Origin of the sequence: Isoptericola dokdonensis DS-3 (assembly GCF_001636295.1) — a bacterium.
Taxonomy (GTDB): domain Bacteria; phylum Actinomycetota; class Actinomycetes; order Actinomycetales; family Cellulomonadaceae; genus Isoptericola; species Isoptericola dokdonensis.
In genome coordinates this window covers 529,415-542,720 of sequence record NZ_CP014209.1, presented here as the reverse complement: position 1 = coordinate 542,720, position 13,306 = coordinate 529,415, and the positions used below count along the sequence as shown (strand labels likewise).

Here is a 13,306-nt window from a genome sequence, read left to right as displayed (position 1 = left end):
TCAGTCCTCCTCCTCGATGAGGGCCGCCAGCTCGGCGAGGGCGGCCGGCGGCACGGTCGTCATCTCCACGACGCGCCCGCCCTTGTTCCGGATGGCGTCGGTGAGGCCCGTCGCCCAGGTGTGCTCGAAGACGAGCATGCCCACGGCGGTGCCGGGCTCCAGGTCGTCCGCGATCGCCTCGACGTCCTCCTCACCGAGCAGGCCGCTCGGCTCGCCGACGAGGTCGCCCAGCTCGGCGCCGGCGTCCACCGCCTCGAACCACTCGATGTCGCCCTCGGCGTCCTTGCGGACCGCGAGGGCGTCGATGACGTTGATGGTGCCCGTTTCCTGCAGGCGGCCCAGCTCGGCGACGATCTCGCCGGTGAACTCGCTGTCGCCGAACTCCACGATGAGGAGCTCGACGGGTGCGCTGACGTTCATGTCCTGCCTCTCCGTCGGACGGTCCGTGGACGAGATGCGGTTCGAGGCGGCGTCGGCGCGTCGCCCGGGCGAACTCGCAGGTCACCCGCGACGATCATGGGGTCATGGTCGTGGGGTCGCAACAGGAGGACACATGGGCACCAAGGGTTCGGGCGGGTCCGGGGCGACCGACATCAGCCGCACCGTCGAGTTGCTGGCCACGGTCCTGCTGGCCCTGGCGACCGTCGTCACCGCGTGGTCGGCGTTCCAGTCGGCCAAGTGGTCGGGGATCCAGGCCATCAGCTTCAGCGCGGCGAACGCCGCCCGGACGGAGTCGAGCCGCGCGGCGACCGAGGCGGGCCTGCAGCAGACGATCGACGTCACGGCGTTCGCGTCGTGGATCGACGCCGTCGCCTCGGCGGAGCGATCGGGCTACGACTCCGGGCTCACGGCCGACGGCGGGTGGGAGCCGGTCGCCGGGTCGCAGCCGGCGTTCCTGGCCGACCGGTTCCGGCCCGAGTTCGTCCCCGCCTTCGACGCGTGGCTCGCGACCGCGCCCTTCGACTCAGAGACCGACGGCGTCGGCACGACACCGTTCCAGATGGCCGACTACGGCCTCGCCGACGCCGAGACCGCGGAAGCCCTCCTGAGCGAGGCGGAGGCGCAGTCCGCCCGGGCGATCGAGGCCAACGCGAACTCCGACCGGTACGTGCTCATGTCGATCGTGTTCGCCATCGTGCTGCTCTTCGCCGGGACGGCGACGAAGCTCGCGCACCGGGCCGCCCGGCTCGGCCTGCTCGGCGCGGCGGCCGTGGTCTTCGTGGTCGCCGCGGTGGTCGTCCTGACCTTCCCCAAGCAGTTCTGAACCGGCCGCCGACGACCGGCCGGGCACGTGTCGGGGGCGTCGTGTGAGGCCGTTGTGAAGGCTGCCGTGTCGGGGCCGACACGCCGGGACGGCGATCGCAGGATGTGACCGTGCGCTCTCTCGAGACCCCGATCTTCGACACCCTCGCCCGCGAGTTCGAGTCCAGCCGTCCCCTGCTGCACGTCGCCCGTGCCCTGGGCGGCGACCCGCTCGGTGACCCGTTGTCCCGCACCCACGCCGTCGACGTCTCGACCGCCTCGGCGAGCACGTCGCCCTTGCCGCGCCGCGCGCGCCAGGAGAACTCGCGCTCCTGACCGCACGACGTCCCCGCCCGCGCCTCAGGCCGGGTCCAGCGCGCCCCGCACGATGGAGTCGCCCGAGTGCACCGGGTCCCCGTCGAAGGGTTCGGACGAGACGTCCACGACCGAGTACGTCGTGAGGTCCAGGCCGTCCGGCACGGGGAACGTCCCCTCGTCGCCCTCGAGCACGCCGAGGCTCACCATGCCGCTGAGGTCGGCCGCCAGCAGCCACACCTCGCGATAGCCGTCGCCGGTCGGCTCGGCGTCGGTGACCCGCACCACCACCTCGCGGGCGCCGTCGCCGTCCTGCTCGACGACGGCGGACCCGGTCGAGCCCGGCCAGTCCGGCAGCGCCTCCAGGGCGGCGGTCGCCACGGCGAGCGGCGTCGGCGCGGGGGCGGGCGCAGTCTCGCGTCCCCGCTCCCAGACCACGCCGCCGGCCACGCCAGCCAGGAGCGCGACCCCGGCGGCGGCGCTCGCCCACGCCAGGGGACGCCGCTGCCGTCGGCGTGCGGCCAGGTCGACCACGCCGTCCGACCGGGCGGCGTCATCCGAGGCGCCGGGGGCGGGCACCGGCCCGGGCGCGGCGATCTCGGTCGCGACCTGCTCGCGCACCCGCTCCCACACGACGGGCGGTGGTGCGACGAGCGGCTCGGCCGCCCGGGCGGTCTCCACCGTGGCGGCCAGGGCGTCCCGCTCGGACCGGCACACGGCGCAGGTGTCGAGGTGGGCGCGGTCGACGGGTGTGGCGACGTCCGGCTCGCCGAGCGCCCACAGCGCCAGGACCTCCGGGTCAACGTGCTGCACCATCCACCTCCAACCGTGCGCGCAGCCTGGTCAGGCTCCTGCGGACATGACTCTTCACCGTACCCAGCGGCAGCGCCAGCTCCTCGGCGATCTGCGCGTGGGTCAGGTCGCGGTAGAACGCGAGCCGCAGGATGCTCCCCGCCGGGTCGCCGAGGCGTTCCAGCTCGTCCGCCACGACGGCTCGGTCCAGGACCGGCGCCGAGACCGGGTCGTACCCGCCGACCGGGTTCGGCGCCACCGTCTCGGCGGCCACCCGCAGACGCCGCTGCCGCTCGCGCGCGGCGTGCACGTCGGCGACCTTGTGCCGGGTGATCCCCAGCAGCCACGTCGACAGCCGCGACCGTGCCGGGTCGTAGGTGTGCCGTGCCCGCCAGGCGGCGACGAAGACCTGCTGCGTGACGTCCTCGGCGTCGGCGTGCTCACCCAGCGAACGCAGGGCGACGGTGTGGACCAGCGGCGACCACCGGCGGTAGGCGGCTGCCAGTCCGTCCTCCGTCCCCGTGGCGAACGCCGTGGCGACGGCGTCGTCCTCGGTACCGGTCGGGGGCGCGGTGCCCTCGGCCCGTCTGGTCACGGCACCTCCGTCGTCGTCCGGCGGGCCGCTGCGGCGCGACCCTGGGGACAACCTAGCGGTCCGCACGGCCTGCAGCATCGGGCACCGCCCTGACGACCAGGTTGTCCTCGTAGCTGCCGGCCTGTGCGTCCCACCGTCCCCCGCAGGTGACGAGCACGAGCCGGGGGTCGGCGGTCCGGTCGAAGAGCTCGTCCAGGGGGACGTCGCTCTTGTCGTAGCGCCGCACGTCCGTCACCCGGTACCGGTGCCGCTCCCCGTTGGCGCCGCGGACCGTCACCGCCTGTCCGGCCTCGGCCGAGCCGAGCGCCGCGAACTCCCCCACGCCGTCGGAGGTGTCCACGTGCGAGGCGATCACCACGGTGCCCTCGGGGTCCCCGGGGGCGGCACCGAACCGGTACCAGCCGGCCACGTCGCCCGAGGAGGGCAGCTCCATCGAACCGTCGGGGTCGACCCCCACCGGCCGGACCCGGACGTCGACGAGACCTCCGACGACGACCCGCACCGGCGGGGTGGCGGCCACCACGGGCGGCAGGGAGGCGGCGCGCACGGGGACGGGGTCCCCGCCGTCCGCGTCCCGGTCGTCGTCCCGCACGTCGGTGCGTCCGGCGCGCGGGGCGTCCTCGTCGGGCACGGGCTCGGCCGTCGTGGCCGCCGGGACCGGCGCGGCGCGCGGGACCTGCATCGAGACGCCGGCCTCGGCGCCGCCGCCCACGGCGACGACACCACCCACGACCGCGACCGCGACGCCGACCAGCCCCGTGCCGACGAGGACCGCCCAGAGGCGCGGGGTACCGCGGCGGACCGGGCCCCGGGCCCGGTCCGCCGCGGCGGTGCGGTGCGTCGTCACGCGTCGTCGCGGCGTGCGGCCACCGCGGTGCGCAGCCCACCGATCCCGATGACGACCACGAGGAGTGCCAGGGAACCGACGACCAGCCACACGACGGGCATGCTCGTCGCGGCCGCCTCGCCGGTCGTGCCGGCGTCGACACCGTCCGGGCTGGAGTGCATGCCCTCGACGGTCTGGGTGGCGAGCGCCAGGGAGTCGCCGTCCAGCGAGCCCCAGGCGTAGACGATGGTGTTCACACCCTCGGCCACGTCCACGTCGGCGGGCCCGATCACGGGGTCGGTGGTCCCGGCCGCCGCGACCGCCGCGGGCACGGTACCGGCCGGCAGGTCGAGGACGGCCTCGTCGGGGTTCTCCAGGCCCTCGATGACGGGGTCGTCACCGGCGAGCACGTCGACGGCGGGTGCGGCGGCGACGTGTCGGACGGTCAGCCGACCCTCACCGGCGGCGATCGCCGAGGTGTCGTTGGTGAAGAGGGTCGCGGTGGGGTCGCCACCGGCGTCGAGGTGCGCGGCGGCCGTGTAGTTCATGCCGCCCTCGAGGGGCAGGTCGACGGGCCCGATGACCGGCTCGGAGTCGTCCTCCGCGTCGGCCGCGGTGATGGCGACCGAGTAGCTGCCCGCGGGCAGCTCGAGCGGTCCGGCCAGGTCGCCGGGCTCGAAGTCGTCGAGGGTGAGCTCCCCGTCGACCCAGACGTCCACGGTGGTGTCCGGCACGCCGTGCAGGACGGAGAGCATGGCGGGGTCGTCAGCAGCGGCCGCGGCGGGTGCCGCGAGCGCCGCGGCTGCCAGCACCGCCACGCCGAGCGTCGTCGCACGTCGGTGGTTGCGCATCGTTACCTCCTGGGTCGGCCCACCGTGCGGTGGGGCTGTGGTGTCACGGGGTTGTTCGCCACGGACCGGCCCGTTGGATGCATCTGCATCGAAAATCATCCGGACACCCCTGTCCGGGCCCGCACCGGGGCGTGTAGGTTCGTCCCACCGGACATCGCTGTCCGGTACCGAAGGAGGAGCGAACCATGGAGCGTCCCGACCACACCTACGACGTCGTCGTCGTCGGGTCCGGCGCCGCCGGCCTGACGACGGCGCTCGGCGCGATCGACGAGGGCCTCAGCGTCCTCGTCGTGGAGAGCACCGTCAAGTGGGGCGGCAGCTCGGCCATGTCCGGGGGCGGGCTCTGGCTGCCGGACAACCCGCTCATGCGGCGCGAGCAGGTCGGCGACTCGCGCGAGGAGGCCCTCGAATACCTCGAGCGATGCGTGGGCGACGTCGGCCGCTGCACCTCGACGGCCCGCAAGGAGGCGTTCGTCGACGGGGTCTCCGACTACGTGACCACCGCCGAGAAGTACGGCATCACCTTCGCCAGGGGCCGTGACTACCCCGACTACTACCCCGAGCTCGCCGGCGGCAAGATCGGACGGGCCGTCGAGGTCAGGCCGTTCAACGCACGACGCCTCGGCCGGCTCGCAGCCACCCAGCGCATCCTCATGCCGCTGCCCGCCATGACCGACGACGTCTGGCAGCTCCAGCGCGCCTGGTCGACGGCCGACGGGTTCGTGCGCGGCGCCCGGTTCGTCTTCCGCACCCTCGGCGGCCTGCTGAGCGGGCAGAAGAAGATCGGCATCGGCGGTGCGCTCACCGGCGCGCTCGGCCACGCGGTGTTCGTCGCGAACGGGGCCACGCTCTGGCTGGAGAGCCCCGCCCGGCGGCTGCTCACCGAGGGCCGCCGTGTCGTGGGGGTCGAGGTCGAGCACGAGGGCGCCACCGTGGCCGTGCACGCCCGCCGCGGGGTCATGATCGCCACCGGCGGCTTCGACCACAACGCGCCGTGGCGGCTGAAGTACCACGGCATCGAGGGCAACCCCGCCGGCAACCCCGGCAACCTCGGCCAGGGGCACGAGCTCGCCGAGGAGGTCGGCGCCGACCTGGAGCTCATGGACGACGCCTGGTGGGGAGCGTCGATCCAGCCGGTCGCGGGCGCGCAGGCGACCTTCCTCGTCGGCGAACGGTCGCTGCCGTACTCGATCATCGTCGACTCCGAGGGCCGCCGGTTCGCCAACGAGGCCGAGTCGTACGTCGACCTCGGCCACCACATGCTCGAGCACGACGCCGGCGGCGACTACTGGTTCGTCGTCGAGCGCCGCTTCGCCCGTCGCTACCTGCGCGCCTTCGCGCTGGACCCCCGCACCAACAAGGCCATGAAGGCCCAGGGCATCACCGTGGAGGCCGACTCGCTCGCCGGTCTCGCCGAGCGACTCGGCTTCGAGCAGGACACCTTCCGCGCCACCGTCGACCGGTTCAACGGCTTCGCGCGCAGCGGCCGCGACCAGGACTTCGGCCGCGGCGACTCGGCCTACGACCGTTACTACGGCGACCCGACGGTTCGCCCCAACCCGTGCCTGGGCCCGCTGGAGAAGGGGCCGTTCGTCGCCTACAAGGTCGTCGTCGGCGACCTCGGCACCAAGGGCGGCGTCCTCACCGACACCGAGAGCCGGGCGCTGCGCGAGGACGGCAGCGTCATCGCCGGCCTCTACGCCGCGGGCAACGCGTCGGCCTCCGTCATGGGCCGCACGTACCCGGGGCCCGGGTCCACCATCGGCCCGGCCTCGGTGTTCGGCCTGCGCGCGGCCCGCGACATGGCACGACAGGAGCGGTGACCGGCGGCCACCGCCGTGCGCAGGGCGTCGCCGGACCTCCGGCGGCGCCCTGCTCCGTCCCCCACGGGAGGTCGGCACGTGAAGAGTTCGCATCGATCGATGTACGGAACGCCCCGGATGTCGTTCGACGGCCCCGGCGTCGAGTAACGTCGTCCGAGCGCATGCCGGGACAGGCGCCGACGCGCCGCGCCCACCGGCCCGGACGCACCCGGCGACCGTGCGCGCCAAGCGACGACGACGAGGAGAGGGGGACGGTGAGCGCCCAGCAGCTCAGCGCGGACCGGTCCGGCCGGACCGCGGGCACCACGTCCGGCAGCGGCGTCGCGCACGGCAAGACGATCCTGCTCGGCGAGCACGCCGTGGTCCACGGGTCGCCGGCGATCGCCGTCCCGCTCCCCCGCCTGGCAGCCCGCGCCGACGTGCGTCTCGACGCCCCCGCCGCGACCCTCACCACGTCGCTGTACACCGGGCCCCTCGCCGCCGCGCCCGACCGGCTCGCCCCCACGCTCACCGCGCTGCGCACCACCCTGACCGCCCTGCGCCCCGACGACGCCGCCGACCTGGAGGCCACCGCCGCGCTGCACGTCACCAGCGACGTCCCGCACGAGCGGGGCCTCGGGTCCAGCGCCGCCGTCGCCGCCGCCGTCGTGCGCGCGGTCGCTGACGCCCTCGGCGTCACCCTCGAGGCTGACGACCTGCACGAGCTCGTCCAGACCTCCGAGCGGGTCGCGCACGGCGCGCCCAGCGGTCTCGACGCCCGCAGCGTCGTCGCGGACGGCCCGCTCTGGTTCCACCGCGGCGAGGCCCGCCTGCTGCCCGTGGGCGCCGACGGCGTCCTCGTCGTCGCCGACACCGGCGTCGCCGGGGGCACCCGCGCGGCCGTCGCCGGGGTGCGCGCGCTGCGTGACGCCGACCCCGCGGCGGGACGCGCGCTCGACCGCCTCGGCGCGCTGGTCGCCGTCGGCCGCGACGCCCTCGCCGCGGGCGACCTCGGCGCCGTCGGGGCCGCCATGGACGAGGCGCACGCCCACCTGGCCGCCCTGACCGTGTCCAGCCCCGAGCTCGACCGGCTCACCGCGGCGGCCCGCGCCGCCGGGGCGCTCGGCGCCAAGCTCACGGGCGGGGGGCGCGGCGGCTGCGCCGTCGCCCTGTGCGCCGACGCGGCGACCGCCGCAGCCGTCGCAGACGCCTACGCCGCCGCCGGGGCCACCGGCGTGTGGACCTCGCCGCTCAGCCCGACCACCGCCGACCAGCCCACCAGCCCGACCGGGAGCACGCCCACCGCATGACCGCCGCAACCGCCCGCGCCTACCCGAACATCGCCCTGGTCAAGTACTGGGGCAAGCAGGACGCGGCGCTCAACCTCCCCGCCACCGGCAGCCTGTCGCTGACGCTGGACGTGTTCCCCACCACGACGACCGTCGAGCTCGTCGACGGCCCCGAGGACGCCTTCGAGCTGAACGGCGGCGTCGCCACCGGGACGCCCGCCGCCCGGGTCGTCGCGTTCCTCGACCTGGTGCGCGAGCGTGCTGGGTCCACCGCCCGGGCCCGGGTCACGTCCGTCAACGCGGGGCCGACCGGCGCCGGGCTGGCGTCGTCGGCGTCGGGGTTCGCCGCCCTCGCGGCGGCCGCGAGCGCCGCCTACGGCCTGCCGCTCGACGCGCCGTCGCTCAGCCGCCTGGCCCGGCGCGGATCCGGCTCGGCCGCGCGGTCGATCCTGCCCGGGGTGTCGGTGTGGCACGCGGGCGACGACGAGTCCTCCTACGCCGAGCCGGTGGCGAGCCCGGAGCTGGCGATGGTCGTCGCGACGGTCGACGGCGGGCCCAAGGCCGTCTCCAGCCGGGAGGCGATGAACCGCACGGCGGCGACGTCGCCCTACTACGACGGCTGGGTGACCTCCACGCGAGCCACCCTCGACGAGATGGTCGCCGCCGCCGAGCGCGGGGACTACACGCGCATGGGCGAGCTGACCGAGCTGTCCGCGCTGCGGATGCACGCGTCGATCCAGGCGTGCGACCCGCCGGTGCGCTACCTGGCCCCCGCGAGCGTGGCTCTGTTCGACCGGGTCGCGGCGCTGCGCTCCGAGGGCGTCGAGGCGTACGCCACGGCGGACGCCGGACCGAACGTGGTCGCGCTGTGCCGCCCGCAGGACCGCGACGCCGTCGCCGACGCCCTGCGGGGCTCGGGCCTCGCGGGCGAGGTCACGGTCGCGGGGTCCGGACCGGGCGTCGAGGTCACGGACGGACGCGCCGGAGCCGCCTCGTGATCAGCGTCTCCGCGCCCGGCAAGCTGTTCGTCGCCGGCGAGTACGCCGTCGTCGAGCCGGGTCAGCCCGCCGTGCTCGTCGCCGTGGACCGCTACCTGACCGTGCACCTGCGCGAGAGCGTCGAGGCCGGGACGGTGCACTCGCCCGAGTACGGACGGCTGCCGCTGGTGTGGCGGCGCGACGGCGACGGGGTCGCGATCGACGTCGAGCACCACCCGTACGACTACGTGATGTCCGTCATCACGCTCGTGGAGCGGCTGCGCGCCGAGCGCGGTGTCGCGCCGCGGTTCTTCGACCTGCGGATCGACAGCCAGCTCGACGACGCGTCGGGGCGCAAGTTCGGTCTCGGGTCGTCGGCCGCCGTCACCGTCGCGACGGTGCGGGCGCTGGACGAGTTCTACGGGCTCGGGCTGACGCGCCGGCAGGCGTTCCAGCTCGCGCTGCTCGCGACCGTGCGCGTCGCCCCGACGGCGTCGGGCGGTGACCTGGCGGCGAGCACGTTCGGCGGCTGGATCCGCTACTCGGCGCCGGACCGCGCGCGGCTGCGGGCGCGGCTCGACGACGGCGTCGCCGTGGGCGACCTGCTCGTGGACGACGAGGCCTGGGCCGGTCTGGACCTGCGCCGGCTGACCCCGCCCGCGTCGCTGCGCCTGCTCGTCGGCTGGACCGGCAGCCCCGCCTCCACGGAGCGCCTGGTGGACCAGGTGCAGCGCCGTCACCGGGCCGGCGCCTACGACCAGGACGTGTTCCTGGCGGAGTCCCGCGACTGCGTCGACGCCCTGACCGCCGCCCTGGACGCGGGCGACGACGAGGCCGCCGCCGCGGCCCTGCGCTCCGCGCGCGGGGTCATCCGCCGCCTCGGGGACGCCACCGGTCTCGCCATCGAGACCGACGGGCTGAGCACCCTCGCCGACGTCGCCGAGGCGGCCGGCGCGGCCGGGAAGTCGTCCGGCGCGGGCGGCGGCGACTGCGGCATCGTGCTCGCCCCGGACACCGCGGACGTGGGACGCATCATGCAGGGCTGGGAGGCGCACGACATCCGTCACCTGGCGATCTCCGTGCACCCCGACGCCGGCGGTGTCGATGACTGAGCCCACCGTGCCGGCCGGTCCCGCCGGTCCGTCCCCCGACCCGGCCCGGGCCGGGCGCAAGGACGAGCACGTCCGCCTCGCGGCTGGCCAGCAGGCCGCCCTGGCCGCCGGTGCCGGACCGCGCAACGACTTCGACGAGGTCGAGCTGCTGCACCACGCGCTCGACGGCGTCGACCCGGCCCACGTCGACCTCACCGCGGCCGTCGGCCCGTGGCGCTGGCCGCTGCCGCTGTACGTCAACGGCATGACCGGCGGCAGCGTCGCCACCGGCCGCGTCAACCGGGCGATCGGCATCGCCGCACGGGCCACGGGCATCCCGGTCGCGACCGGGTCGGTCAGCGCCGGGCTCGACGACGCCGCGGCACGCGCCACCTTCACGGTGGTGCGGGACGAGAACCCGGACGGCTTCGTCATGGCGAACCTCGGCGCCGACCGCACCCCCGACGACGCCGTCCGCGCCGTGGAGATGCTGCGGGCCGACGCGCTGCAGGTGCACCTCAACGCCGCCCAGGAGACCGTCATGCCCGAGGGCAGCCGACGTTTCGAGACCTGGGCGGGCAACGTCGCCGCGATCTGCGCCGCCTCCCCGGTGCCGGTCGTCGTCAAGGAGGTCGGGGCCGGGCTCAGCGGCCGCACCCTGGCACGCCTCGCCGGCCTCGGGGTCACCGTCGCCGACGTCGGCGGTCGCGGCGGCACCGACTTCGTGGGCATCGAGAACGACCGCCGCCCCACCCGCGACCTCGCCTACCTGCGCGGCTGGGGCCAGTCCGCCGTGGCGTGCCTGCTCGACGCCCCCGCCGGCGCACCGCACCTGCTCGCCTCCGGGGGCGTCCGCACGCCGCTGGACGTCGTGCGCGCCCTCGCGCTCGGCGCCCGCGCCGCCGGAGTGGCCGGCCGCTTCCTGCGGGTCGTGCTCGACGACGGCGAGCCCCCGCGCGACGCCGCCGCGACCGACCGCGCCGCCGCCCGGCTCGTCGAGGAGATCGAGGTGTGGCGCTCGCACCTCGCGGCCCTGCACGGGCTCCTCGGGGCGCGCACCCCGGCCGAGCTGATGACCACCGACGTCCTCGTGCGAGGTACCGTGCGGGAGTTCGCCGCCCTGCGCGGGATCGACGTCGGCGCCCTCACGCGGCGCACGGCGGCCCGGCCCGCACCCGACCTCAGTCCCGACCTCACGGCCCGTCACGATGGAGCACCGCATGCCTGACACCGCCACCCCGATCCCCACCCGCTGGGTCGGGCCGATCCGCGTGCGCGGCAACGCCGTCTCCGGGGAGGTCGAGGTTCCCCTCGCCACGTACGAGACGCCGCTGTGGCCGTCCGTCGGCCGCGGTGCCCGGGTGTCGCGCCTCGTGGAGGACGGCATCACCGTCACCGTCGTGGACGAGCGCATGGCGCGCTCCATCCTGCTGGTGGCCCCCGACGCCGCCACCGCGTACGCCGCGTCCCTCGACATCCAGGGGCGGATCGGCGAGCTCCAGGGGCTCGTGTCCACCCAGAGCCGGTTCGCGAAGCTCATCGAGGTGCGCGACGAGATCGTCGGCAACCTGCTGTACCTGCGCCTGGAGTTCACCACCGGCGACGCCTCCGGGCACAACATGGTGACCCAGGCCGCCGACCTGATCCTCGACCACCTGCTCGCCGCGGACCCGCGCCTGTCGTACGGCTCGGTGTCGGGCAACTTCTGCACCGACAAGAAGGTCAGCGCCGTCAACGGGCTGCTGGGCCGCGGCAAGAACGTCGTCGCGGAGATCCTGATCCCCGCCGACCTCGTCGCCAAGCAGCTGCGCACCACCGCCGCGCGCGTCGTCGAGCTCAACACCCGCAAGAACCTCGTCGGCGGCATCGCCGCGGGCTCCCTGCGCTCCGCGAACGCGCACTACGCGAACATGCTGCTCGCGTTCTACCTCGCGACCGGCCAGGACGCCGCCAACATCGTCGAGGGTTCCCAGGGCATCACCTACGCCGAGGCCCGCGGCGAGGACCTGTACTTCTCCTGCACGCTGCCGAACCTCATCGTGGGGACCGTCGGCAACGGCAAGGACCTGCCCGTCGTCGAGGACGCCATGGTGCGCCTCGGCTGCCGTGAGGACCGTGAGCCCGGAGCCAACGCGCGCCGGCTCGCCGCCCTCGTCGCGGCGAGCGTGCTGTGCGGCGAGCTGTCGCTCATGGCCGCGCAGACCAACCCCGGCGAGCTCATGGCCGCGCACCTGCGGCTCGAGCGGCGCCGCCAGGACGCCGGTAGCGTCGCATGACCACCACTCCCGCACCCGGCCCGACCCACGAGGCGACGATGATCGGCATCAGCGACCTGTCCCTGGCCACCGGCCACCACGTCCTCGACCTCGCGCAGCTCGCGCAGGCGAACGGCACCGACCCCGCGAAGTACCGCGTCGGGCTCGGCCAGGACGAGATGAGCGTCCTGGCGCCCGACGAGGACGTCGTCACCCTCGCCGCCTCCGCGGCCCTGCCCCTCGTGCAGCGGCACGGCACGGACCGGATCCGCACCCTGCTGGTCGCCACCGAGTCCGGCGTCGACCAGTCGAAGTCCGTGGGCGTGTGGGTCCACCGCCTCCTCGGCCTGCCGTCGTCCGTGCGCACCGTGGAGCTGAAGCAGGCCTGCTACGCCGGGACCGCGGGCCTCCAGGCGGCGCTCGGCATCGTCGCGCGCGACCCGCGCCAGCAGGTGCTCGTCGTCGCTGCGGACGTCGCCCGCTACGACGTCGACACGGCCGCCGAGCCCACCCAGGGTGCCGGCGCCGTCGCCATGCTCGTCGAGGCCGACCCGGCGCTGCTGGCGATCGACCCCGTCTCGGGCGTGCACACCGCCGACGTCGACGACTTCTGGCGCCCCAACGACCACGCCTCCGCGGTGGTCGACGGCCGCCTGTCGGTCTCCGCGTACCTCGACGCCCTCACCGGCGCCTGGGACGACTACCGCGCCCAGGGCGGCCACGGGATCGAGGAGTTCGCGCGGTTCTGCTACCACCAGCCGTTCACGCGGATGGCCACCAAGGCGCACCGCAAGCTCGCCCAGCACACCGGCGCCGCCCTGGACGAGGCGCTGCTGGAGCCCACCACCCGGTACAACCGGCGGCTCGGCAACTCCTACACCGCGTCCCTGTGGGCCGCGCTCGCCTCGCTGCTCGACGACCCCACCGACCTCACCGGTGAGCGCATCGGCCTGTTCTCCTACGGGTCGGGCGCCGTCGGCGAGCTCGTCACCGGCGTGGTGCGCGACGGCTACCGCGACCACCTGCGCGCCGAGGACAACCTCCGGGTGCTCGACGAGCGCAAGCCCGTCGACCTCGCCACGTACCGTGCGCTGCACGCTGCCGCGGGCGCCCGCGGCAGCGAGGACCACGACGTCCCCGTCGCCACCTCCGCGCCGTTCCGGTTCGCCGGGGTCCGCAACCTCGCCCGGCGGTACGAGGGTGTCGCCGGGGCCTGAGCCGGTTCCTGACGGGACGACGCGGCGCCGGGTGGACGATCCACCCGGCGCCGC

Annotated in this window: 14 protein-coding genes; 9 read left to right on the top strand and 5 right to left on the bottom strand. The window is 75.3% G+C overall.

Annotation, left to right across the window (positions count from 1 at the left end; genetic code table 11):
- Complete coding sequence (locus tag I598_RS02600) at positions 1-420, bottom strand: DUF6325 family protein (RefSeq protein ID WP_068201020.1); 420 nt, start codon at positions 418-420, stop codon at positions 1-3.
- 133 nt (positions 421-553) lie between these two features.
- Here I598_RS02600 and I598_RS02595 point away from each other — a divergent pair, with 133 nt between their 5' ends.
- Positions 554-1,264 (top strand): hypothetical protein, encoded by a 711-nt coding sequence (locus I598_RS02595; protein WP_068201018.1) that lies wholly within the window; start codon positions 554-556, stop codon positions 1,262-1,264.
- Positions 1,265-1,374: 110 nt separating this feature from the next.
- A complete protein-coding gene (locus tag I598_RS02590) occupies positions 1,375-1,578 on the top strand; it encodes a hypothetical protein (RefSeq protein ID WP_157557142.1) in 204 nt (67 codons plus the stop codon).
- 24 nt (positions 1,579-1,602) lie between these two features.
- On the opposite strand, the gene I598_RS02585 is transcribed toward I598_RS02590, so the two are convergent.
- Genes I598_RS02585 through I598_RS02570 form a run of 4 tightly spaced genes read right to left on the bottom strand, consistent with a single transcriptional unit; the run spans position 1,603 to position 4,621 of the window.
- The gene (locus tag I598_RS02585) at positions 1,603-2,373 is read right to left on the bottom strand and encodes an anti-sigma factor (protein ID WP_083972787.1); all 771 of its coding nucleotides are present in this window, start codon (positions 2,371-2,373) and stop codon (positions 1,603-1,605) included.
- Positions 2,357-2,944, bottom strand: a complete 588-nt coding sequence (locus I598_RS02580; RefSeq protein ID WP_068201014.1) for an RNA polymerase sigma factor — start codon at positions 2,942-2,944, stop codon at positions 2,357-2,359. The genes I598_RS02585 and I598_RS02580 overlap by 17 nt, the downstream gene beginning before the upstream one ends.
- Positions 2,945-2,996: 52 nt before the next feature.
- Complete coding sequence (locus tag I598_RS02575; RefSeq protein WP_068201012.1) at positions 2,997-3,791, bottom strand: class F sortase; 795 nt, start codon at positions 3,789-3,791, stop codon at positions 2,997-2,999.
- Positions 3,788-4,621 carry a DUF4397 domain-containing protein gene (locus tag I598_RS02570; protein WP_068201011.1) on the bottom strand — a complete coding sequence of 278 codons (834 nt, stop codon included), beginning with the start codon at positions 4,619-4,621 and terminating at the stop codon, positions 3,788-3,790. The genes I598_RS02575 and I598_RS02570 overlap by 4 nt, the downstream gene beginning before the upstream one ends.
- A gap of 185 nt (positions 4,622-4,806) precedes the next feature.
- Here I598_RS02570 and I598_RS02565 point away from each other — a divergent pair, with 185 nt between their 5' ends.
- From I598_RS02565 to I598_RS02535, 7 genes are all read left to right on the top strand, one after another.
- Positions 4,807-6,444 carry an FAD-dependent oxidoreductase gene (locus tag I598_RS02565; RefSeq protein WP_068201009.1) on the top strand — a complete coding sequence of 546 codons (1,638 nt, stop codon included), beginning with the start codon at positions 4,807-4,809 and terminating at the stop codon, positions 6,442-6,444.
- 254 nt (positions 6,445-6,698) lie between these two features.
- On the top strand, positions 6,699-7,733 hold the full coding sequence (gene mvk / locus I598_RS02560; protein ID WP_198155737.1) for a mevalonate kinase: 1,035 nt from the start codon (positions 6,699-6,701) through the stop codon (positions 7,731-7,733).
- Positions 7,730-8,710, top strand: coding sequence for a diphosphomevalonate decarboxylase (gene mvaD / locus I598_RS02555; protein WP_068201007.1), 981 nt, complete (start codon positions 7,730-7,732; stop codon positions 8,708-8,710). Before mvk ends, mvaD begins: the two co-directional genes overlap by 4 nt.
- Positions 8,707-9,801, top strand: coding sequence for a phosphomevalonate kinase (locus I598_RS02550; RefSeq protein WP_068201005.1), 1,095 nt, complete (start codon positions 8,707-8,709; stop codon positions 9,799-9,801). The genes mvaD and I598_RS02550 overlap by 4 nt, the downstream gene beginning before the upstream one ends.
- Complete coding sequence (gene fni, locus I598_RS02545; RefSeq protein WP_068201003.1) at positions 9,794-11,008, top strand: type 2 isopentenyl-diphosphate Delta-isomerase; 1,215 nt, start codon at positions 9,794-9,796, stop codon at positions 11,006-11,008. The genes I598_RS02550 and fni overlap by 8 nt, the downstream gene beginning before the upstream one ends.
- The gene (locus I598_RS02540) at positions 11,001-12,056 is read left to right on the top strand and encodes a hydroxymethylglutaryl-CoA reductase (protein ID WP_068204785.1); all 1,056 of its coding nucleotides are present in this window, start codon (positions 11,001-11,003) and stop codon (positions 12,054-12,056) included. Before fni ends, I598_RS02540 begins: the two co-directional genes overlap by 8 nt.
- Entirely contained in the window at positions 12,053-13,252 is a 1,200-nt protein-coding gene (locus tag I598_RS02535; RefSeq protein ID WP_083972781.1) for a hydroxymethylglutaryl-CoA synthase, read from the top strand. Before I598_RS02540 ends, I598_RS02535 begins: the two co-directional genes overlap by 4 nt.
- Positions 13,253-13,306: the final 54 nt, after the last annotated feature.

What these genes read in the sequence shown, in the direction of transcription:
- I598_RS02595 (WP_068201018.1), top strand. Translation starts at nt 554, where the DNA reads ATGGGCACCAAGGGTTCGGGCGGGTCCGGGGCGACCGACATCAGCCGC.
- I598_RS02585 (WP_083972787.1), bottom strand. Translation starts at nt 2,373, where the DNA reads ATGGTGCAGCACGTTGACCCGGAGGTCCTGGCGCTGTGGGCGCTCGGC.
- I598_RS02600 (WP_068201020.1), bottom strand. Translation starts at nt 420, where the DNA reads ATGAACGTCAGCGCACCCGTCGAGCTCCTCATCGTGGAGTTCGGCGAC.
- mvaD (WP_068201007.1), top strand. Translation starts at nt 7,730, where the DNA reads ATGACCGCCGCAACCGCCCGCGCCTACCCGAACATCGCCCTGGTCAAG.
- I598_RS02565 (WP_068201009.1), top strand. Translation starts at nt 4,807, where the DNA reads ATGGAGCGTCCCGACCACACCTACGACGTCGTCGTCGTCGGGTCCGGC.
- I598_RS02540 (WP_068204785.1), top strand. Translation starts at nt 11,001, where the DNA reads ATGCCTGACACCGCCACCCCGATCCCCACCCGCTGGGTCGGGCCGATC.
- fni (WP_068201003.1), top strand. Translation starts at nt 9,794, where the DNA reads ATGACTGAGCCCACCGTGCCGGCCGGTCCCGCCGGTCCGTCCCCCGAC.
- I598_RS02570 (WP_068201011.1), bottom strand. Translation starts at nt 4,621, where the DNA reads ATGCGCAACCACCGACGTGCGACGACGCTCGGCGTGGCGGTGCTGGCA.
- I598_RS02535 (WP_083972781.1), top strand. Translation starts at nt 12,053, where the DNA reads ATGACCACCACTCCCGCACCCGGCCCGACCCACGAGGCGACGATGATC.